This is a genomic window from Streptomyces odontomachi (assembly GCF_024435355.1).
In the GTDB taxonomy this organism is placed as follows: Bacteria; Actinomycetota; Actinomycetes; order Streptomycetales; family Streptomycetaceae; genus Streptomyces; species Streptomyces odontomachi.
In genome coordinates this window covers 650,012-670,375 of record NZ_JAMJWG010000003.1, presented here as the reverse complement: position 1 = coordinate 670,375, position 20,364 = coordinate 650,012, and the positions used below count along the sequence as shown (strand labels likewise).

19 protein-coding genes are annotated in these 20,364 nt (G+C 70.1%); 6 read left to right on the top strand and 13 right to left on the bottom strand.

The window, feature by feature from the left end; all coding sequences use genetic code 11:
• Nucleotides 1-74: 74 nt before the first annotated feature.
• From NQO67_RS10845 to NQO67_RS10815, 7 genes are all read right to left on the bottom strand, one after another.
• Complete coding sequence (locus tag NQO67_RS10845; RefSeq protein ID WP_255949590.1) at nt 75-779, bottom strand: contact-dependent growth inhibition system immunity protein; 705 nt, start codon at nt 777-779, stop codon at nt 75-77.
• A gap of 27 nt (nt 780-806) precedes the next feature.
• The gene (locus NQO67_RS10840; protein ID WP_255949589.1) at nt 807-1,106 is read right to left on the bottom strand and encodes an RNase A-like domain-containing protein; all 300 of its coding nucleotides are present in this window, start codon (nt 1,104-1,106) and stop codon (nt 807-809) included.
• Between the two features lie 71 nt (nt 1,107-1,177).
• Nucleotides 1,178-1,900 (bottom strand): hypothetical protein, encoded by a 723-nt coding sequence (locus NQO67_RS10835; RefSeq protein ID WP_255949588.1) that lies wholly within the window; start codon nt 1,898-1,900, stop codon nt 1,178-1,180.
• A 36-nt stretch (nt 1,901-1,936) separates the two neighbouring features.
• Entirely contained in the window at nt 1,937-3,562 is a 1,626-nt protein-coding gene (locus NQO67_RS44225; RefSeq protein ID WP_255949587.1) for an RNase A-like domain-containing protein, read from the bottom strand.
• Nucleotides 3,563-3,825: 263 nt separating this feature from the next.
• Complete coding sequence (locus tag NQO67_RS10825; RefSeq protein ID WP_255949586.1) at nt 3,826-4,128, bottom strand: WXG100 family type VII secretion target; 303 nt, start codon at nt 4,126-4,128, stop codon at nt 3,826-3,828.
• A 55-nt stretch (nt 4,129-4,183) separates the two neighbouring features.
• Entirely contained in the window at nt 4,184-4,585 is a 402-nt protein-coding gene (locus NQO67_RS10820) for a WXG100 family type VII secretion target (protein WP_255949585.1), read from the bottom strand.
• A 314-nt stretch (nt 4,586-4,899) separates the two neighbouring features.
• A complete protein-coding gene (locus NQO67_RS10815; RefSeq protein WP_255949584.1) occupies nt 4,900-5,745 on the bottom strand; it encodes a carbon-nitrogen family hydrolase in 846 nt (281 codons plus the stop codon).
• A gap of 228 nt (nt 5,746-5,973) precedes the next feature.
• Here NQO67_RS10815 and NQO67_RS10810 point away from each other — a divergent pair, with 228 nt between their 5' ends.
• Complete coding sequence (locus NQO67_RS10810; RefSeq protein WP_255949583.1) at nt 5,974-6,804, top strand: maleylpyruvate isomerase family mycothiol-dependent enzyme; 831 nt, start codon at nt 5,974-5,976, stop codon at nt 6,802-6,804.
• A 121-nt stretch (nt 6,805-6,925) separates the two neighbouring features.
• Nucleotides 6,926-7,651: a hypothetical protein gene (locus NQO67_RS10805; protein WP_255949582.1), complete on the top strand. Its 726-nt coding sequence runs from the start codon at nt 6,926-6,928 to the stop codon at nt 7,649-7,651.
• 158 nt (nt 7,652-7,809) lie between these two features.
• Here NQO67_RS10805 and NQO67_RS10800 read toward each other — a convergent pair whose 3' ends face one another.
• Both NQO67_RS10800 and NQO67_RS10795 read right to left on the bottom strand, forming a co-directional pair.
• A complete protein-coding gene (locus NQO67_RS10800) occupies nt 7,810-9,057 on the bottom strand; it encodes an MFS transporter (protein WP_255949665.1) in 1,248 nt (415 codons plus the stop codon).
• A gap of 125 nt (nt 9,058-9,182) precedes the next feature.
• A complete protein-coding gene (locus tag NQO67_RS10795) occupies nt 9,183-9,908 on the bottom strand; it encodes a GntR family transcriptional regulator (RefSeq protein ID WP_255949581.1) in 726 nt (241 codons plus the stop codon).
• A 313-nt stretch (nt 9,909-10,221) separates the two neighbouring features.
• On the opposite strand from NQO67_RS10795, the gene NQO67_RS10790 reads away from it, so the two are divergent.
• On the top strand, nt 10,222-11,937 hold the full coding sequence (locus tag NQO67_RS10790; RefSeq protein ID WP_374118952.1) for a serine/threonine-protein kinase: 1,716 nt from the start codon (nt 10,222-10,224) through the stop codon (nt 11,935-11,937).
• Nucleotides 11,938-11,983: 46 nt separating this feature from the next.
• Here the strand turns inward: NQO67_RS10790 and NQO67_RS10785 are convergent, their stop codons facing one another.
• The gene (locus NQO67_RS10785) at nt 11,984-13,234 is read right to left on the bottom strand and encodes a glycoside hydrolase family 10-like protein (protein ID WP_255949579.1); all 1,251 of its coding nucleotides are present in this window, start codon (nt 13,232-13,234) and stop codon (nt 11,984-11,986) included.
• A gap of 424 nt (nt 13,235-13,658) precedes the next feature.
• Between NQO67_RS10785 and NQO67_RS44220 the strand changes: the two genes are divergently transcribed.
• Entirely contained in the window at nt 13,659-15,491 is a 1,833-nt protein-coding gene (locus NQO67_RS44220; protein WP_308295640.1) for a glycine betaine ABC transporter substrate-binding protein, read from the top strand.
• Between the two features lie 7 nt (nt 15,492-15,498).
• Here NQO67_RS44220 and NQO67_RS10770 read toward each other — a convergent pair whose 3' ends face one another.
• Together NQO67_RS10770 and NQO67_RS10765 are read right to left on the bottom strand one after the other, a co-directional pair.
• Complete coding sequence (locus tag NQO67_RS10770; RefSeq protein WP_255949578.1) at nt 15,499-15,696, bottom strand: DUF397 domain-containing protein; 198 nt, start codon at nt 15,694-15,696, stop codon at nt 15,499-15,501.
• On the bottom strand, nt 15,693-16,571 hold the full coding sequence (locus NQO67_RS10765; protein WP_255949577.1) for a helix-turn-helix domain-containing protein: 879 nt from the start codon (nt 16,569-16,571) through the stop codon (nt 15,693-15,695). Before NQO67_RS10765 ends, NQO67_RS10770 begins: the two co-directional genes overlap by 4 nt.
• A gap of 249 nt (nt 16,572-16,820) precedes the next feature.
• Here NQO67_RS10765 and NQO67_RS10760 point away from each other — a divergent pair, with 249 nt between their 5' ends.
• A complete protein-coding gene (locus tag NQO67_RS10760; RefSeq protein WP_255949576.1) occupies nt 16,821-17,333 on the top strand; it encodes an ATP-binding protein in 513 nt (170 codons plus the stop codon).
• 17 nt (nt 17,334-17,350) lie between these two features.
• Here the strand turns inward: NQO67_RS10760 and NQO67_RS10755 are convergent, their stop codons facing one another.
• Nucleotides 17,351-17,992 carry a TetR/AcrR family transcriptional regulator gene (locus NQO67_RS10755; protein ID WP_255949575.1) on the bottom strand — a complete coding sequence of 214 codons (642 nt, stop codon included), beginning with the start codon at nt 17,990-17,992 and terminating at the stop codon, nt 17,351-17,353.
• A 144-nt stretch (nt 17,993-18,136) separates the two neighbouring features.
• Here NQO67_RS10755 and NQO67_RS10750 point away from each other — a divergent pair, with 144 nt between their 5' ends.
• Nucleotides 18,137-20,305: an MMPL family transporter gene (locus NQO67_RS10750; RefSeq protein WP_255949574.1), complete on the top strand. Its 2,169-nt coding sequence runs from the start codon at nt 18,137-18,139 to the stop codon at nt 20,303-20,305.
• Nucleotides 20,306-20,364 lie beyond the last annotated feature (59 nt).

The window sequence follows — 20,364 nt, the reverse complement described above, 5'->3', positions numbered from 1 at the left end:
ACGGTACTGAGCGGACCGGACGCGCCGCATCCGGATTTCACCACGCCGGGATGGACCGGGCGCGGCGGCCGGGCTCACCCCTGCGGTTCCGCGGGGCCGTCCGCGGGGTCCACCGCATCCGCCGGGCCGGCGGCGAGCGTCTGGGCGAGCAGGACGAGCCAGCCCTCCGGGCCGTGGTCGGCGGGCGGGTCGACCTCCATGCCCAGTTCCGCGGTGGCGAGCCCGAGGCGGCTCTCGTCGAGGCCGAGGGCCAGCAGCTCGTGCGCCTCGCCCACGGCGCGGGCGACCAGCGTGGCGGCGCTGGTGGCCAGGTAGTCCGCGAGGGCGGCTTCGTGATCGTCGAACTCGTCGCTCATGTCCTGCGAGAACCAGCCGCCCAGCAGCTGCGCCAACTCGGGGAACCGGGCCTGCCACTCCCAGTGGGTCGCGGGCGTGGCGGGCGGCGGGACGTCGCCGTCGGTGACGCTCTGCTTGATGTGGTCGGCGAGCCTGACGAACCACTCCTGGAGCTCGGTACCGGTCAGGCCGACGTCGGGGACGGCGTAGTACTCGCCGAGGCGCAGCCGGAGCCGGCCGGGCGGGTTGTCCGCGAGGTCGCGCAGCTGGCGCTCGGCGACGGCCAGGGCCCAGGGGCGGCTGTGCCAGGTGTGACGCAGGTAGGCGGTGAGCGCCGCGCTGCGCTGCTCGTCGGTGTCGTCGGCGCGCTGTCCGAGGTAGGCGCGGAGCACCTGGTCCAGCTCGCCGTACTTGCGGTCGTGCTCCAGCGGCTTCAACGGCATGGGTCGCGGTCTCCTTGGCCGAGCGCTCTACAGGAAGATCGGGAACGTGGCGTGCACGCGGAACCCGTTCGGGCTGTCCGCGTCGCGCCTGAGGATCACGCGCGCCGCGCGGACGTCCACGGCCCCGCGCCCGGCCAGCAGCATCGCCTGGAGCAGCACGCGCCCGACGGGTTCGTCCCGGGACGGCCAGGCGGCCTCGATGGTCAGCCGGTCCCGGGTGCCCTGCGCCAGCCAGCGGTGGATGACCTGCTCGTTGCGGGTCACCACCTGCTGGGTGGCCCACTGGGCGGTCTCCCGGTCGGGGTAGGTGGAGGTGCGGGTCTTCATGGTGGGTGCCTATCACGAGGCGGGTCTGGGAGGTCGTGCGGCAAGGAGCCCCGGCGAGCGGCGGCCGGCTGTCATCGGGTCCGCGGCTGGGTGCGGTGAGCGGTCGCCGACCCGGTCCGGTGCTCGGCCTTCATGTGCTCGCAAGCGGTGTCGACGATCAGAGCGAGCGCATCGGATGTCAAGTTCATGAAAGTCTCCATGCGCTTTCGGAATTTCCGGTGTTGCTTGCAGAGGGCGAGCGCTTCCATGCCCTGGGACGCCAGCGGCGGTACCGCCTCGTCACATGAGGCAGGGTGGCCCATGAGGACGGCGGTCCGGACCGCTTCCGCCGTCTCCAGGTGGGAGGCGTCGTCCACGTAGTCGCGCACCTTGCAGAGGTTCGGATACCGCTGCTCGGCTTCCCAGCGGGCCAGCGGGATCTCGTCGTAGTCGGGTGCGGGCCCGGTACCGGCCAGGCGCATCAGGTCCGCCAGCGTGGCGAGCAGCTCGGGAACGCTGCCGCCGTGTACGCGGGCCGCCCGCTCCCACACGTACCGCACATCCGGCGTGCAGGCCGCCAGGCAGTCGGGGTCGAAGGTCCGTGCGACGTAGTCCAGTTGTGCGGCCACGGAATCCGGCCGCTGCCGGAAGGCGGAGTAGGCCATGTACAGGTCCATGAGCCGCCGGTAGCGCAGCACTTCCCATTCGACGGGCTCCGGCTGGGGGTCATGAGGCCCCGCCGGAGCGCGGCCGAGCACCTGAACCAGCTCATAGATGGGATCGTGGTAGAAGAATTCCGCCAGGCTCCCCGACATGGATTTCCCCTGAACTGTGAGGCGATTCACTGGTACTCAATTGGACGGGTAAGAAGTTCCCACGACATACGGCGGGTGAAGATCCGACCGGTACACGAGCGTGACCTTCGCGACGTGCGTTTCCGTCACTTGAGGCGGGAGGACTCTGCTGTTCACACTGCGGCCGGTGACTTCGTTGCCGAAGTTCAGGGAAAAGGCAGGCGACCAGTCATTGTCCTTGCGCTTGTCGCTGTTCAACCACTGGGCAATCTTCGCTTGGTTCTCAGGCGCGTCCAGCACTTTTTGGGTATATTCCTGCGCCTTGGCGAGGCTCTGGTAGGAGGACGCGTTCTCTCTTCTTTCGTCGCGCATGCGCTCGACGAGTTGCACATCGGTCTGACCCACATGCTTGTCCAGGGTGTGTGTGGTCCCTCCCTTGTCATCGACCTCGTATCCTTCCTGGTTCGCGAGGTCGACAGGGTACTTGTGCTTCCCGGGATCGTCCCCGGGGACGGTGTAGAAGGGCGCCTTGAAATCACTGAGCGACCGTGCCCCGAACCCCTCGGCGCGGGCCTCCTCCGCCTGGAACTTCGGGGCCCTGCGCGCCCCTATGACCAAGTCCTCCTCGTACTTCATCAAACCCTTGGCCGCTGCGGTCGCCTTGCCCTCGTAGTCGCCCATGGCCTTGTTCAGGGCTTCCTGGTCGACGCTGGCCAGGAAGGTGACCACCGCCTCCGCGGCCACGGTCGCCACCAGCGCCCTGATGTTCCCGCCCTCCAACGCCAGGTCGACGAGGATCTCTTTCCCGAGCGATTTGACGGTCTTCTTGAGCGCCTCCCAGAAGATGTGCTTCAGCGCGCCCCGGACGTCGTCCCCCGCCTGGGCCCACTGCGTGCAGGCGGTGGCCATGCCGTTGGCGGCGTTCTTCTGCGTTTCCATGATGGGCTTGTCGCCGCTTGCGGCCTGGCTTCCGGTGTGCCCCCACGCCATGTTCCCGCCGCGTGCGGCGCTGTAGCGCTCATGGCCCCATGCCGTGGTGCCCCAGACGCTTCTACAGAACGTGTGCATGGCCTGCTGCCATTCACCGTTCTTGTCGTCCGTGATGTACGAGACCGCACCGTCGAAGCCCGACCCCATGGTCTGAACGTCCCGGGCCGCCTGCTGCCAGCGCTGGGCCTCGTCGCGCATCGCGCCGGAGTCGACGAGGGGTAAGTTCGCCACCAGCCGCTCGAAACCCTTGAACTTCTCGAAGAGGATTTCCGCCAGCAGCAGTTCCAACTCGTCGTGGCCATCGACGAAGTCGTGCCAGTCCAGACCGTCGTCGCTGTTGAAACCGTGCTCCACGTGCTCCAGCGTCGGGTACTTGGGCGCCTTCTCTATGACGTCGGGCGGAGCCACCTTGGGCGCCGGGCCCTTCTTCTTGGGATCGGTGGCGTGCTCGGCGGCGGCGTAGTTGTTGGCCGTGCGGTTCAGGCCGATCGCCACGCCGCCGATGCTCTCCACGCTGGCGGCCCACAAGGCGAAGGCGTACCGACCGACCTGGTTGTACTTCTTGCTGAACTCCCCTGCCGCGTCGCCGCCACCGCCGCACGGATGCCGGTCGTTCAGGTCGTTGATCAGGTTCACGGCGTGCTTGTTGTACTCACCCTGCGCGTAGGCGATCTGTCGCGACACGTAGTGCACGTGCTCGGGTTCGACGGCGAAGCTCCCGTCGCTGCGCCTGGGGTCGTGCGCCGGCTTCGCCGGCCCTCCTCCCGGGGGCGTCGAAGGGGGAGGGGGCGATTGCGACGGGGACTGCGAAGGCGACTGGCTCGGGGACTGGGTGGGCGTCTGCGTCGGCGTCTGCGTCGGCGTCGGGGTGTGCGTGGGGCTCGGCGTGTGCGTCGGACTCGGGGTGTGCGTCGGGCTCGGGGTGTGGGTCGGCGTCGGGCTGGGCGGTGTCGACATCAGACCGCTCCCCAGCCGCGCAGCACCGCCCGGTGGGCCGCGGCGTAGTTGAGGTGCCCGGTCGTGACCATCTGGTGCAGCCAGCGCTGGGCGCCCTCCATGTCCTGCATGGCGAGGTCCCAGCGGTCCAGGTGGTCCACGCAGGTGTCGCGCGCCTCGCCCTCCCAGCTGAGCACGACCTTCTCGGTGCGCGTGAAGAGGTCTTCCAGCTGGCGGTTGAGGTCCTTGAGGATGAGCTCGAGTTGTTCCGACAGGTGGTGCAGGGTGCCGATGTCGATGTCCAGGTTGCCGTCGTCCGCCATGTGGGTCCCCCTCGAAACCGTGCGGGTCGATCGGGTCGGTGGACCACCGGTGCCGTCAGTAGGCGTCGAGCCGGCTCCGGGGATCCTGGGGCGGCGCCGGCGCTTCGTCGGCAAGGGCGAGGATCTCCCGTTCGCCCTCGGGCGTGGCCTCCAGCCGCTTGATGCGCAGCATGATCTCCAGGTCCTGGGCGCTGAAGCCGTCCCGGCCCAGCCGGACCGCCTGCTGGATGGCGAGCAGCATCTCCCTGATCCGCAGGGCATCGCGGTTCACGCTGCGCTGGAGCTCGCGGTACACGGTGGCCGCTGGGCTCTTCCAGCCCACTTCCGCGGCCTCCACCAGCTGGTCGAGATGGCGGATCTTCTTGTGCAGGTCCCGTTCCATACGACCGAGATCATCCGCAAGCTTGGTCAGCTGGTGCTGGCTGACGTTGAGATTCTTGCCGTTTCCCTTGCCCATGTCGCCCGCCCCCAGGGTGGTGCACAGATGGGTCGAAACCGCTTTCGTCTGTCGAAATAGTGGCACGCACGCTCGAGGTCGACGCCGCCGCGCTCGGCACTGTGACCAATTCACGGCATACCCGTGACGGAACGAAAGGGAAACGGAACGAACAACGAACGAACCAGGCGGATTTCGGGGCGCCCGTGCCGGGGCACCCGCCGGCCGCCCCTGGCCCCCTGGCCGACACCCGAACCCCCTTCAGAGGGCCACCGCCGCACGCCTCCAGGGAGTCACCGGCCGCCCACCCCCAGGGAGTCACCGCCGCGCCGTGCTCACCGCCGCGGTGGCGTCAGCCCCAGGACGCGGTCCTTGAGGACCGGGAAGCGCTCGCGGGTCTCGCCGACCTTCGCCGGGTCGAGGTCCACCGTCAGGATCTCCTCGCCGGGGCCGGCCTCGGCGAGCACCTCGCCCCACGGGTCCACGGCGATGCTGTGCCCGGCCTGCGGGACGCCCGCGTGGGTGCCGGCGGTGCCGCAGGCCAGGACGTACGCCTGGTTCTCGACGGCGCGGGCCTGCGCCAGCAGGGTCCAGTGGGCGCGGCGGCGCTCCGGCCAGCCGGCGGGGATCACCAGGACTTGCGCCCCCTCGTCGACCAGCCCCCGGAACATCTCGGGGAACCTGAGGTCGTAGCAGGTGGCGATGCCCACCGTGGTCTCCGCGAGCGGCAGGGTGACCAGCTCGGAGCCGGCGCCCATCAGGGTCGCCTCGCCCTTGTCGAAGCCGAAGCGGTGGATCTTGCGGTAGGACGCGGCGAGTTCGCCGGTGGGGGTGAAGACGAGGGAGGTGTTGTAGAGGGTCTCCCCGGTGCCGGAGCCCGCGGTGCCGGAGCCCGCGGCGCCGGGGTCCGCCGGACCCAGCTCCGGGATCGACCCGGCGTGCAGCCAGACGCCGGCGTCGCTCGCCGCCTTGGCCATCACCTCGCAGGTGCGCCCGCGCAGCGGCTCGGACTCGGTGTCGAACGCTTCGTAGGCGAAGGCGCCGCAGGTCCACAGCTCGGGGAGGACGACGAGGTCGGAACCGAGCGCCGCCGCGTCCTGCACCAGGGACACCGCGCGCTGCCGGCGGGCCTCGACCGATTCGTCCTCGTCTACATCGATCTGGATCAGAGAGGCGCGCACACTACCACCGTCCTGGCTGTCGAGCCGTGCATACCGGCATACCATCGTCCCAAAGGACTGCCGGGGTCCCTCCCGGCAGCGTACTGTGCCTTTCCGGGGGCATTCCCCGGACCCTCACCAGCCATGCAGGACGTCACCCCCGCATGCTCAGCACTCCCAGCACCACCAGGGGCCGACGCCCTGACCACCCGTCACACCGATGCAAGCAACAACCGCCCGAGGGGTCTCGTGAGTCTCCATCCCAGCCTTCAGACCTACGCCGATGCCTGGACCCACTCCGTGGAAGCGATAAGCGAACTGGTTCAGCCGCTGTCGGAACGGGAGTGGAACAAGCCCACGCCCTGCCCCGGCTGGTCGGTGCGGGACATCGTCTCCCACGTCATCGGTCTCGACTGCGAAGCGCTGGGCGATCCGCGGCCGATCCACACCCTGCCGCGGGACCTGTACCACGTGAAGACGGATCACCAGCGGTACATGGAGATGCAGGTCGACGTGCGCCGGCACCACACGGCGCCCGAGATGACGGCCGAGCTGGAGTACACGATCATCCGCCGCTCCCGGCAGCTGCGGAACGAGTCGCGTGACCCGCAGACCATGGTCCGCGGCCCGCTGAGCACCGAGGACACGCTGGAGAACTCGCTGTGCCGGCGGGCGTTCGACGTCTGGGTGCACGAGCAGGACCTGCGCACGGTGCTCGGCAAGCCGGGCAACCTCGACTCGCCCGGCGCCTACGTCACCCGTGACCTGCTGCTGTGGGCGCTGCCCCGGGTCGTCGCCAACAAGGCGAAGGCGCCGGCGAACTCGGCGGTCGTCTTCGACGTGAGCGGCCCCGTGGAGTTCCTGCGCACCGTCCGCATCGACGCCGACGGCCACGGCACCATCGACAGCTCCCCCTCGTTGGGCCCCGTCGTCACCATCAGCCTCGACTGGGAGACGTTCGCCCGGCTGGCCTGCGGCCGCACCGCGTACGACGCGGACGGGGCGCGGGACCGGATCAAGATGGAGGGCGACATGGACCTCGCCCGCACCATCCTCAGGAAATTCGCGATCACCCCGTGACGCCGTAGCACGGCGGTGCGGGCCCTCTCCGAAGCCCGGTCGGCGGAACCCGCCGACCGGACGGACGCGTCCCAGGCAGCGGAAGCGACGGGAGCGACCGGAGTGGTGGGAGGGACTCGACGTGCCGGAACTCGTGGTGCTCGGGGAAGACGGGCCGTGGCAGCAGTTCACCCCTGAGGCCGCCCAGGTCGCCAGGGCCGCGCACCTCGACGACCCGCCGCACGTCTTCGCGACCCGTGGCATCTCGCCGAGCACGATCCACCGGGTGTACGCGTTCCGGGACGGGCTGGTGCGCCAGGACCACGCCAGGCAGCCCCAGGCGTTCCGGTGGGACATGATCACCGAGACCCGCGAGTCCGTCTCGGACGTCTACCTGACGACCGGGGGTGCGCGTCGCTACCAGCAGACCCGGTTCACGTTCGCCCTCACCCGGCGGGACGGCGCGCGGGTGAAGATCGCCGGCGCCCATCAGGCCGGCCCGCGTGCACAGCAGCCCCCGCCGCCCGGCCCGGTGCCCGGGAGCGCGTCGGTGCAGTGCCACCGCTACTTCGAGTTCGGCAAGGCCGCGTGTGCCGAGGTCGCCAGGGCCCGGCTCCCCGCTGCGCTGGCGTCGCTCGACCGGGGCGAGAGCGTCGCGTTCGGTTCCGTCCGGGTCAGCCGCACCGGCCTCCGGCGTGGCATGCGCCGCCCGGTGCCGTGGGCGGGGCTGACCATGCGGGTGTCCGAGGGCTGGCTGACCATCGAACGGCACGGCTCCCGCCGACCGGTGTTCAGGAAGTCGGTGGCCGACATCCCCAGCAGCACGCTCTTCCGCACCGTGGTCACCGGCCTGCTAGACGGGTCCTGAGCGGGTCCTAAGCCGGGTCCTGAGCCGGTCTTGAACGGGTCCTGAGCGCGTGCGGCGACCGCCGCGCACCCGGGCCAAACACCACGAGCCCCGCCCCGACACCACAGGACCTCGACACCACAGGACCCGACATCACGGGCCCCCGGGCGCCGAACCCGTCACCGATGGACCGGCTTGCGTCCCGTGGCCACCCGGGAGACCACCACGCGCTCCCGTTCCCGGCGGGCCGCACGGCCTCGCAGCCGCAGGATCTGGCTGAGTCCCAGCGCCTCCAGCACGAAGATCACGGAGAACGCCACGCGGTAGTCGTCCCCGGTGGCGTCCAGCAGCACGCCGACCACGAGCAGGGTGGTCATGGAGGCGATGAAGCCGCCCATGTTGACGATGCCGGACGCGGTGCCCAGCCGCTCGGGCGGGTTCGCCGGCCGTGCGAAGTCGAAGCCGAGCATGGACGCCGGACCGCAGGCGCCGAGCACCGTGCACAGCAGGACGAGCAGGCCCGTCGGCACCCGCTCGCCCGGGTATCCGAGCGTGACCGCCCAGATCGCCGCGGTCGCCGCGACCGTGCCGAGCGCCAGGGGCATGCGCGCCGCGTGGTGCCGGGCCACGATCTGGCCGTAGATCAGGCCGATCACCATGTTGGAGATCACCACGAGCGTGAGCAGGTCGCCCGCGCCGGCCCGGGTCAGCCCCTGGGCCTCGACGAGGAACGGCAGCCCCCACAGCAGCAGGAACTGCATCGCCGGGAACTGGGTCGTGAAGTGCACCCAGAGCCCCAGCCGGGTGCCCGGCTCCCGCCAGGCGGCGACGATCTGCCGGCGCACGTACGCGGCCCCGTGGTGCGGCGCGGACGGCACCTCGTAGCCCTCGGGGTGGTCCTTGAGGAAGAGCAGCACCAGGGCGAGGACGAGCACTCCGGCGAGCGAGCTGCCGGCGAACGCGGCGGTCCAGCCGACCGAGTGCAGCAGCCGGGCGATGACGACCGTGGCGACCAGGTTGCCCGACATGCCGATCAGGCCGGCGAGCTGTGCGACCAGCGGGCCACGCCGGGCGGGGAACCACCGGCTGCCAAGACGCAGCACCGCTATGAAGGTCATGGCGTCGCCGCAGCCCAGCAGTGCCCGCGCCGCCAGCGCCATCCCGTACGAGGGGGAGAGCGCGAAGGCCAGTTGCCCGACCGTGAAGAGCGTGGTGCCCAGCACCAGCACCTTCTTGGTGCCGAGCCGGTCGACCAGCAGCCCGACCGGCACCTGCATGCCCGCGTAGACGAGCAGCTGGAGGATCGAGAACGCCGACAGCGCGGCGGCGTTCACATGGAACCGGTCGACGGCGTCCAGGCCCGCCACGCCGAGGGAGGTGCGGAAGATGACGGCGACGAAGTAGACCGCGACGCCGATGCTCCACATCACCACGGCCCGCCGGCCGCCCGGCGGATCACCGGGCCGGATCAAACGACCGGACGACGGAGGGATGAAGGGGGGAGGAGTGGACGGGGGTTGGTCGGACGGGGGCTGGTCGGACGGTGAGCCGCTCATCGCAGCTCGCCCCTGGCCAGGTTGGAGAACCAGCTGACGTGACGGTGCACGAGCGCCACCGCAGCCTCCGCGTCTCCGGCGCGCAACGCCGCCAGGAGCTCCTCGTGCTCGGTGAGCGTCTTGGCGATCCGGTCGGGGTGTGCGTGCATCACGGCGACGCCCATCCGCAACTGCCGGTCGCGCAGCTGGTCGTAGAGGCGGGAGAGGATCTCGTTCCCCCCGCTGCGGACGATCTCGGCGTGGAAGCAGCGGTCGCTCACCGCCGCCGCGGCGAAATCGCCCTCGGCGGCCTGCTGCTTCTGCTGCTCGAGCAGCTCCTCAAGGCGCTCGATGAGCCCCGGCGGGGCGGGTACCGCCTTGCGCGCGGCATGCGCCTCCACCAGCTGCCGCGTCTCGACGACGTCGGCGATCTCCTGCGCGGAGACGGGCAGCACCAGGGCGCCCTTCTTCGGGTAGAGCCGGATCAGTCCCTCGACCTCGAGCCGCAGCAGCGCTTCCCGCACGGGCGTGCGGGACACCCCGACGGCCACGGCCAGCTCCCCTTCGGTGAGCAGCGTCCCGCCTTCGTAGCGGCGCTCCAGCACGCCCTGCTTCACATGACCGTAGACACGGTCGGCGGCGGGCGGTTGCTTGGCGGGGGCGGCAGGGACGACGGGAACGGAGTCGGAGTCGGAGTCGCGTACAGGGTCGGGGACGGGGGCGGTACGGGTGGCCGAAGGCATGCGTACAGCATAGATACAAGATGTACGTATGATTTTCTGCGTCCAGGATGTGGACGGATGGTGCGGGAATGGGGTACGGGTCGGGCGGATCCCGGCCGTCGTTCCCGGTCCCGTTTCCGGCCGTCGTGGCTGGCGTCACACCTGGTGCCGTTCCGGCTGCCGTTGCCGGTGCCGTCCGGGTGGCGTTCGGATGCCGTTCCGAGTGATCCGACCGTGACACATACGCAGCACGATGCCGGTTCAGCGAACCGGTGATTGTCGCTAGCGTGAGTTAATCGTTCAACCTACGGCTGCGTCGGGGGTACGGGGCACAGTGGTCAGTCCGCTCACGTCAGAGGATCCGCAGGAGGTCTCCGGGTACCGCCTGCGCGGGCGGCTGGGGTCCGGGGGGATGGGCAGCGTGTATCTGTCCACGACCCGCGGCGGCCAGCCGGTCGCGTTGAAGGTGATCCGCCGCGAGTACGCGGAGAACCCGGAGTTCCGACGCCGCTTCGCCCGTGAGGTGGCGGCCGCCCGGCAGGTGCAGGGGACCTACACGGCCGCCGTGATCGACAGCAACACGGAAGGCGAGCAGCCCTGGCTCGCCAGCGCCTACGTGCCAGGACCCTCGCTGGCCGACGCGGTCCAACGCCACGGCCCGCTCCCGGTCACCAGCGTGCTCACGCTCACCGCCGGGGTCGCCGAGGCCCTCCAGTCCGTGCACGCCGCCGGGGTGGTGCACCGCGACCTGAAGCCGTCGAACGTGCTCCTCGCCTCCGACGGCCCGCGCGTCATCGACTTCGGCATCGCACGCGCAGGCGACGCAACGGCCCTGACGGGCACCGACGTACGGCTCGGCACGCCGTCCTACATGGCGCCCGAGCAGGCCGAAGGGCGCACCGCGGGACCCGGGATCGACATCTTCGCGCTCGGTCTGGTGGTGTTCTTCGCCGCCACCGCCCGGCATCCCTTCGGCGAGGGCGACGGCCTCGGTCTGCTGTACCGCATCGTGTCCCAGCAGCCCGACCTGACGGCCTGCCCGGAGCCGCTGCGGCCGGTGGTCGAACGCTGCCTGGCCAAGGACCCCGCCGACCGGCCCTCCCTCGACACCGTCATCGAGGACTGCCTGCGCATCGCCGAGGCGCAGGGCGTGGACCTGATGCGCGGGGAGGGCTGGTGGCTGCCCCGCACGGTGGCGGCCGAGGCCACGGCCCTGGAGCTCCCCGCACCGACGCTTCCGGCACCGCCCGCGCCGGCACCGCTGCCGGCCACCGCGCCCGCGCCGCACGCGTACGTGCCGACCCAGCGCGACGGTGCCGTGCACCCCCAGCCCACCGACACCTCGCCCGCCCGCCCCGGCGAGACGCCCCCCGCCCCGCGGCGGCTGCTCCGTACCCGCCGCGGGCGGCTGACCGCGGTGATCGGCGCGGCCCTCGTCGTGCTGGCCGGGGGCATCTTCGCCGCCGTGCAGATGAACGGTGCCGGTGCCGACGGGCCGACCAGCTCCGCGGACTGGGCGATCATGGATGGCAAGCAGAGCGTGGCCGTCACCTTGAAGGCACCGCCGGCTAAGAACGCCCCCGCGGCCTGGTCCTGGCGGAGGTGCGCCGGCGAGAACGGGAGCACGCTGCACAGCACGTCGTGGCTCGACCTGCGCACCCTCGAGGCCAGCGAGCACGGCGAGGACCTCTCCAGCGGCGTTCCCCAAGGCTTCGACATCCGCTACACCAACTGCACGGACGGCACCGGCGACGAGGTCCCCACCAACGGCCTCACCCTGATCGAAGGCCACGGTTCCTGGGGCACGGTCGACCACCACGACGTCACCGGCGACGACTGCCACAAGGCGGCGACGTCCAAGAACCTGCCGTCGCAGGTGAGCATCGGCAAGCTCCAGGCGGGCCAGGCGCTGCACGCGAACATCGGCATCTGCATCCTCACCAAGCAGCAGACCCTGGTACTGCTGTGGATCGACAAGGCCGTCCCCCGCACGGACAACCTGCGGGACTTCGCGATGACGGCCACCGAGTGGTCCTCGGACAAGGGCTGAGGACCACCCGGGTGCGAGCCGAGGAGCGCCCGGCCGGCTGGCCGGCTCAGCGCGGTACGCGCGCCCGCGTCGGATAGTGGTCGGCCACCACCTGGGCCATGGCGCCGGTCGGGTCGGCCACCACCTCGTTCGCCGAGAAGTAGACGTTCCCGCGCACCTGCGGCCACGCCTCGTCGAAGGTGAGGTGGCGGCTCAGCTCCGCCGGGTCCTGCCACGGTGCCGGCTGACCGGCCGCGCCCTGCTTGTACAGCGCCTCGCCGATGTACAGCTTCACGTTGGTGTGCTCGACCGCCATGGCCCACCAGGGGACCAGCTTGGCGTAGTCGGCGGCGGCGAAGCCGATGTTCCAGTAGACCTGCGGGAGGATGTAGTCGATCCACTCCTCCTGCACCCAGCGCAGCGTGTCCGCGTGCAGGTCGTCGTAGGTCTGGACGCCGGCGGTGGTGTCCGAACCGCGCGGGTCGGTGGCGGCGTTGCGCCACACCCCGAAGGGGCTGATGCCGAAGCTGGCGCCTGGCCGCATGGCGCGGATCCGCGTCGCCGTCTCGTGCACCAGCAGGTCGATGTTGTTGCGGCGCCAGGCGTCCCGGTCGGTGAAGTCGCCGCCGTACTGGGCGAAGGCGGCGTCGTCATCGAAGACCTGTCCCGCCACGGGGTACGGGTAGAAGTAGTCGTCCCAGTGCAGTCCGTCGACCGGGTAGCGCTTGACGCAGTCCAGCATCGCGTCCTGCACGAAGTGCCGCACCGCGGGGATGCCCGGGTTGTAGTAGAACTTCCCGCCGTAGGGGACGACCCATTCCGGATGCCGGCGGGCGGGGTGCCAGGAGGCCAGCTCGTCGAGGTCGCCGCTCTGGGAGATGCGGTAGGGGTTGCACCACGCGTGCAGTTGCAGCCCGCGGCGATGCGCCTCCCGCACGGCGAAGCCCAACGGGTCCCAGCCGGGGGAGGTGCCCTGCGTGCCGGTGAGGTATTGCGACCAGGGCTCGTACGGGGACGGCCAGAAGGCGTCGGCGGTCGGTCGGACCTGGAGGTAGATCGCGTTGAGCCGGCGCTCCACCGCGACGTCGAACAGCGCGGTCAGCTCGGCGCGCTGCTGGTCGGCCGGCAGCCCGGGAGCCGAGGGCCAGTTGCCGTTGCCCACCGAGGAGATCCACATGCCGCGCAGCTGCTCTACGGGACGCCCCTTGCCGTCCGCACGCGCCTTGTCGCCTGCGTGGGCCGGCACCCCGCCCGCCAGCACCGTCGCCGCCGCGCCGACCGATACCGCCGCGAAGCCTCTGCGGCTGATGTGCGTCATCCACGCCCCCTGAAATACCCGTCGGTTCTCTTTCGCCCGCCCGATCATGGGCCAGCGCACGGTCACGGGCAATGCTGTGACGGCACCTTCTTGGGCTTCGCCCTCGCAGTAGCCTGGTGGTAAGGGAGGGGTGGACATGTCACGCGCACGGAAGATCACGGTTGTCGCACTGCTGGTGGCGATCATCGGCTGTTGCTGGAAAGGGCGGTATGCGCTCTTTTACATGTGGGCTACCTGGCGCGAAAGCAGGTCCGACAACTGACCCGAAGGAAACGCCCTCTTGTCGGCTGAGGCGCCGGCTGAGATGCCGGCTGTGCTTACCTGTCGGGGTTCGTGGCCTCGCCGAGCGGAGGAACGCAGATGCGCAGCGGTCTGGAACTGGCCGGCCGGTACCGGTTGGAGAAGCCGCTGGGCCGGGGGGGGGATGGGCGAGGTGTGGCGGGGGCTCGACGTCCAGCTGAGCCGTTCGGTGGCCGTGAAGATCCTTCCGTTGCCCGTCGCGACGAACCCGGCCGACGTTGCGCGTTTCCGGCGCGAGGCCCAGGTCGGCGCGGGGTTGAGTCACCCCGGCATCACCGCGGTCTTCGACATCGGCGAACACCGGGAGCAGGACGACCGGTGGCTGTTCTTCGTGATGGAGCTGCTGGTCGGACGTGATCTGCGGCATCTTCTGACGGCCAGCCCCGAGGGTCTACCGATCGAGCAGGTACGGGAGTTGGCGGCGCAGGCCGCGGACGCGCTCGCAGTCGCCCACCGTCATGGCGTGGTCCATCGGGACATCAAGCCGGCCAATCTGTTCCTGGCGGAGGACGGCCGGGTGAAGATCTGCGACTTCGGCATAGCCCACCTCGCCGACGCGACCCGGCTCACCAGTACGGGGCAGGCGGCGGGCACGCCGTTGTACATGGCGCCCGAGCAGATCCAGGGCCGGCAGGTGGATCACCGCACCGACCTGTACGCCTTCGGCTGCGTTCTGTACGAACTGCTCACCGGCCGCAGTTGGATACGGACCGACACCAACGTGGGTGCGATCCTTTACCACCACATCGACCAGCAGCCGGCGCCACCGCGGTCACTGCGCCCGCAGATCCCGGTCGCCCTCGACGAGCTGGTACTGGAGCTGCTGGCCAAAGACCCTGATCACCGGCCCGCGGACGCCGCGTCCGTCGCCGAACGCCTACGTCGGCTCCCGGACGGCCTGTCACTGCCAGACGTACCCCCGCCCCCGCCCGTACCGCCGTACACGCCGTACACGCCGACGCAACCCGTGCCCGCGCCCCGCCGGCTCGGGCGCCGCGGCCTCGTGCTCGGCGGCCTCGGAGCGGCGGCCCTCGTCGGCGTCCCGACAACCGTGCTGCTCCTCGGCCCGGACAAGGGCAAGGACACGAGCGGGAACAAGGGCGAGGATTCCGGCAGCGGGGCCCAGGCCGGCAAGGTCGGCGCGGGCCAGACCGTCACCATGGGCTACATCCCCTGGGACGAGGGCATCGCCACGACCTACCTCTGGAAGGTCCTGCTGGAGCGGCGCGGCTACCACGTCAACCTCAAGCAGTTCGACACGGCCCTGCTCTTCTCGGCCGTCGCCAGCGGCACCGTCGACTTCCACACGGATGCCTGGTTGCCGACCACGCACCAGACGTACTGGGACAAGTACCGGAGCCGCCTCGACGACCTCGGCAGCTGGGACGCCCGGACGTCGCTGGAGCTGACGGTGCCGTCGTACGTCGAAGACGTCGACTCGCTGGCGGACCTGAAGGGCAGGGCGGACACGTTCGGCGGGCGCGTCGTCGGTATCGAGCCCGCCGCCGGGATGATGACCCTCCTGAACGGCAAGGTCCTGGACGCCTACGGTCTCAAGGATGAGTACGAGGTCGCCTCGTCGAGCACGGCGTCGATGCTGACCGAACTCGACCGGTCCGTCCGGAACCACGAGCCGATCGTGGTGACGCTCTGGTCGCCCCACTGGGCGTACGCCAAGTACGACCTGAAGAAGCTGAAGGACCCGAAGGGCTCCTGGGGCAAGGGTGACCAGATCCACACGGTGGCCCGCAAGGGCTTCGCCGCGAAGGCGCCTACCGTCGCCGGCTGGCTGAGGAACTTCAAGCTGGACGATCAGCAGATCGACGGCCTGGAAAACGCGATCCAAGCCGTCGGCTCGGGCCGCGAGGAGGACGGCGTGAAGTCCTGGCTGGCCGAGAACCCCGGCATGGTGGACAAGCTGGCGCCGGTACCGGACGGCTCCGCCGGGGAGGGCTGACTGGCGTTCAGCGCTCCTCGTCAGCGGTGACGGTTCCCTGAACGAAGTCCTCCCACGCACCAGGTGCGACCCGTATCAGGGGGCCGTCCGGCGCCTTGGAGTCCCGGACGGCTATGAGGCCGGGTATGTTGCGGGCGACTTCGACGCATTCCTGCGCATCCTTGCCACCGCTGTAGCTGGACTTCATGAATCTGAACTCGGTCACGCTTCCATCCCTTGGCTGATCTCTTTGATCAAGTCGAGCGACTTATCTGGCGGAAGACTGAGTTCCGCCGTGCTGTCGAAATACGCGCGATACGCCGGGCCCTCGTCGTTCTCGACCCACACGGTGGAGGTCATGGTGTCGGCGTGAACCACGTCCACTGCCCCGGGTTCGGCGAACGAGAGGATCGTGAACGAACCGCTCACGCAGGGATGTCCACCGGACTGGAACGGCAGTACCTGGAGGCACACGTTCGACAGCTGGCTCAGCTCCAGCAGATGCTCAAGCTGTCGCCCCATCACCCCTGGGCCACCTACAAGCTGACGTAGTGCACCCTCCCAGATCACCACCCGCAGCTGAAGAGGGTTCTCCCCACCAAGCCGGGCCTGTCTTCTCCTCCGTACCTCGACTACCCGCTCGATATCCTCGGGATTTTGACGCATACCATCGCTGACCACCAGCGCCCTCACGTACTCCGGCGTTTGCAGCAGACCTGGAATCAGTGAAAGCTGCCACGTCCGCACCGAGGTGGCTGCATCCTCCATGGCGATGTACTCCGTCAGACCACCGGCATGCGGCGGGTGCTGCCACCACCCCTTCGCCCTTCGGCGATCCCGATCGAGCCGGGCCAGGTTGAGCAGTCCTTCCGAGGTCTCCTGATCTGCGGCATAGAGCTCACACAGGGCCTTGACGTCCAGATCCCGCATCGGCACCCAGCCGCGCTCCATCTTCACGATCTTCGAGTTGGTCGCGCCGAGTACTTCAGCAGCCTGGACCTGGGTCTTCCCAGACACGACCCGCAGCCGCAACAGCTCGCTGCCGAGCCGGCGCCCCAGAACGGTGGACGTCCGATTTCCGAGTTGAGGTGATCCCTTCACGCACACAGTGTCCCCCATCCACAGCAGAGCGTCGAAGCATGGAGACAATTGTCTCGGCAAATATCTCGGAGCTACTTGCCCTCACAGTTGCTCTATCGCTACGTTGAGTGTCCAACCGCTCGCAGAGCGCCGTCGCTTGGCGGAAGCGCACCGTGCTGCCCGGAACGCCCCGGGCCGGCCGGCGAGCCACCGCCCCGTACCCCGACGTCGCCGCACCGGGCACCGGATCCGTACACGAGGAGGCGCGGCATGACCGCAGTTCACGAGGGTGAGGCACGGGGCGACGGTGACGTCGAGGTCGAGTACGTCGCGGTGACCCCGATGCCCGCGGCCGTACCCGGTCCCGTCCTCCGGGAAGACGCGTTGAACTACACGCCCAACGCCCGCAGCGTGAGCCTCGCCCGCCGGCGCGCCGAGCGCCTCGTCACCGAATGGGGGCACGGCGGCCACGCCGAGTCCGTCGCTCTGATCGTCAGCGAGCTGGGCGCCAACGCCCTGCTGCACGGCGGCGTTCGGGAACGTCTCTTCCAGGTACGCCTCGTGCTGACCGAGGACATCCTCCGGATCGAGGTCAGCGACGCGCGCGGTGACCGTCCGCTACGGCCGCGGAGCCCGGGGGACTCCGACACCTTCGGGCGCGGGCTCATCGTCGTCGACCACCTGGCGCACCGGTGGGGCGCCGCGCCCCGCGTCGTCGGGAAGACGGTGTTCGCGGAGCTGGCGCTGGGCGCCGGTCCAGGAGAGGGGCGGACAGCCACGTGAGGCCCCTGGCTCCCTGGCTATGGGCGCGCGTTCCTGTCGGGAGCGGTGGGTGTCAGGAGGGGAAGCAGCAGGTCGTCGACGATGGTGGTGAGGACCTCGTCGGGGATCGGGGCGCCGCGGACCAGGAAGTGGTAGTCGACCAGGGCCGGGGCGAAGCTGATCACCTGGGGTTTGATCGCGTCTTCTGCGATCTCGCCGCGGGCCGCGGCGCGTTCGAGGATCTCGCGCATGAGGCGGTTGCGGGAGGTGAACATGTTGGCGCGTAGGTTCTCGGTGTCCTCGGGGCTGGTCAGGCTCTCGGCCATCAGGCCTCGGACCGCCTCGCCGAAGAGCCCGTTGAGGCTCTTCGCGCCGTGCCGCAGCAGTGCCAGCACGTCCTCGCGCAGGCTGCCGGTGTCCGCAGGTCCCGCCAGCGGGGGGCCGCCGTGGTGCCGTAGCGCGGCGACGACCAGTTCGGCCCGGTTGGGCCACCGGCTGTAGAGCGAGGCCTTGCTGGTGCGGGCGCGGGCGGCGACCCGCTCCATCGCCAGCTTGGCGTAGCCGACCTCGCTGAGCTCGGCGATGGTCGCGTCCAGGATCGCGGCGCGAAGCTCCTCGCCACGGCGTCGCGGACCCTTGCGGTGATCAGCCGCCGCGGTCCACTCGGCGGGCTCGGCCACAGTCCGCACCTCCCGGATTCCGCTGCTGTTGACCGCTGACCGTAGCAAGGACGGCAGTCCGACGCCGGGTGGGTACGGTCCGTTCTCTATTGATGCTACGGTACCCAAGATAGAGAACGGACCGTTTAGTTTCTGGGGGGATCCATGCGGGCCTTCGGGCGATGGGCGGTACGGCGCCGCTGGTGGGTCATCGGCGGCTGGGTGACGCTGGTGCTCATGCTCTTCGGGGTGGGCAGGGCGGCCGGCGGCGCGAGCTACCAGGACGCGTTCACCTTCCCCCGGTCCGACTCGCAGACGGCCCAGTCCATCGCGGCGCGCGCCTTTCCCTCGGACTCGGGCGACGCCGACCGGATCGTCTTCCACACCTTTGCCGGCACGGTCGACGATCCGGCGGTGCGCGAGCGTGTACAGCCGATGCTGGCGAAGGTCGCCTCGCTCCCTCACGTGGCGCACGTCGAGAGCCCGTACGCGGCACATGGTCAGGCGATCTCGCGTGATGGCAGGACGGCATACGCCACGGTCACCTTCGACGCGGCGGCGAACGACCTCCCCGAATCCGCTGTCGGCGCTGTGGTCGACACCGCGCAGTCGGCCCGTACGCCGGCGCTGCAAGTGGAGTTGGGCGGGCAGGCGGTCGCCGAGGCCCGGTCGTCCGGACCCGGCCCGCTGATGGCCATCGGCCTCGGGGCGTCCGCGCTGGTACTCCTTGTGCTGTTCGGATCCGTGACGGCGATGGCGATGCCCCTGGTGACGGTCCTTGTAGCGCTCGGGGCCGGGATCAGCGTGACCGGTCTGGTCACCCACGTCATGGACATCGGCAGCGCCACCGAGGGGATCGCGTCGATGATCGCGCTCGGCGTCGGCGTCGACTACTCGCTGTTCATCGTCTCCCGCTTCCGCACCCTGCTCGCCGAGGGCCACGATCCGAAGCAGGCCGCCGCCGAGGCCATGAACACCTCAGGGCGGGCGGTGCTGTTCGCAGGCACCACCGTGGTGCTCGCGCTGCTGGTGCTGCTGCTGTTCGGGGTGAGCGTCACCAGCGGGATCGCCGTCGGGTCCGCGATCGAGGTGTTCTTCACCATGGCCGCGGCGCTCATCCTGCTCCCCGCGGTGCTGTCGCTGCTCGGCCACCGGGTCAACAGCCTGCGCGTGCCCGGCCGCCGGCTCACCCCCGCCACGGCCGTCTCGCCGCGCTACCGCCGCTGGGCACACCTGGTACAGCGCCGGCGGTGGATCGCCACCGTCGGGGTGACCGCCGTGATGCTCCTGCTTGCGCTGCCGGTCCTCGGCCTGCACCAGGGCAATCCGGACGCCGGCACCGACCCCTCCCACACCACCACCCGCAAGGCCTACGACCTGCTGGCCGACGGATTCGGACCGGGCTTCAACGGGCCTCTGCAACTCGTCACCACGCTGCCGTCCCCCTCCGACGTCACGGTCCTCGACCACCTCGCCCGTACGATCGCGGCCGAGCCCGGGGTGGCCTCGGTGAGCCCGCCGCGCACCGACCCGGCCGTCACCACCGCCGTGCTGTCGGTCGTACCGACCACCGCCCCGCAGGCCACGGCCACCGGAGACCTGGTGCACCGGCTGCGCGACACGGTGATCCCCCGCGCTGTCGCCGGCAACGACATAGCCGTGCACGTCGGCGGACCGACCGCCGGCTACATCGACCTGTCCTCGGCGCTCAGCAGCCGGCTGCTGCCCTTCATCGCCGTCACCCTCGCGATCGGGTTCGTCCTGCTGCTCGTGGTCTTCCGCTCCCTGGCGATCCCCCTCACCGCCGCCGCGCTGAACCTGCTGTCCATCGGTGCCGCCCTCGGCCTGGTCGGCTTCCTCTTCCAGCACGGCCTGACCGGACTGCCACCCTCACCGGTCAGCTTCGCGGTACCCGTCATGATGATCGCGATCGTCTTCGGTCTCTCCACCGACTACCAGGTGTTCCTCCTCACCCGCGTGCAGGAGGAATGGCTCGTCCACCGCGACAACGCCCGGGCCGTGCGCGAGGGCATGGGACGGGTCAGCGGCGTCATCACCGGCGCCGCCGTCATCATGATCGCCGTCTTCGGGGCGTTCGCGCTCGGCGGGCAACTGCTGTTCCAACAGATCGGCATCGGCTTCGCTGCGGCGGTGGCGCTGGACGCCTTCCTGCTGCGCTTCCTGCTCGTACCCGCCGTCATGTACATCCTGGGCGACCGGAACTGGACGCTGCCCCGATGGCTGCGCCGGCTCCCGCACTTGCACATCGAGGCGGAAGGACGTGCCGAGCCCGCGCTGCCCGTGGCCGCAAGGCACCCCGAAGGGAAGCGCTGACGGACAGGACACGCCGCGCCGCGCGAGGAACCCGGCGGGTCCGGGCGGGCCAGGACGGC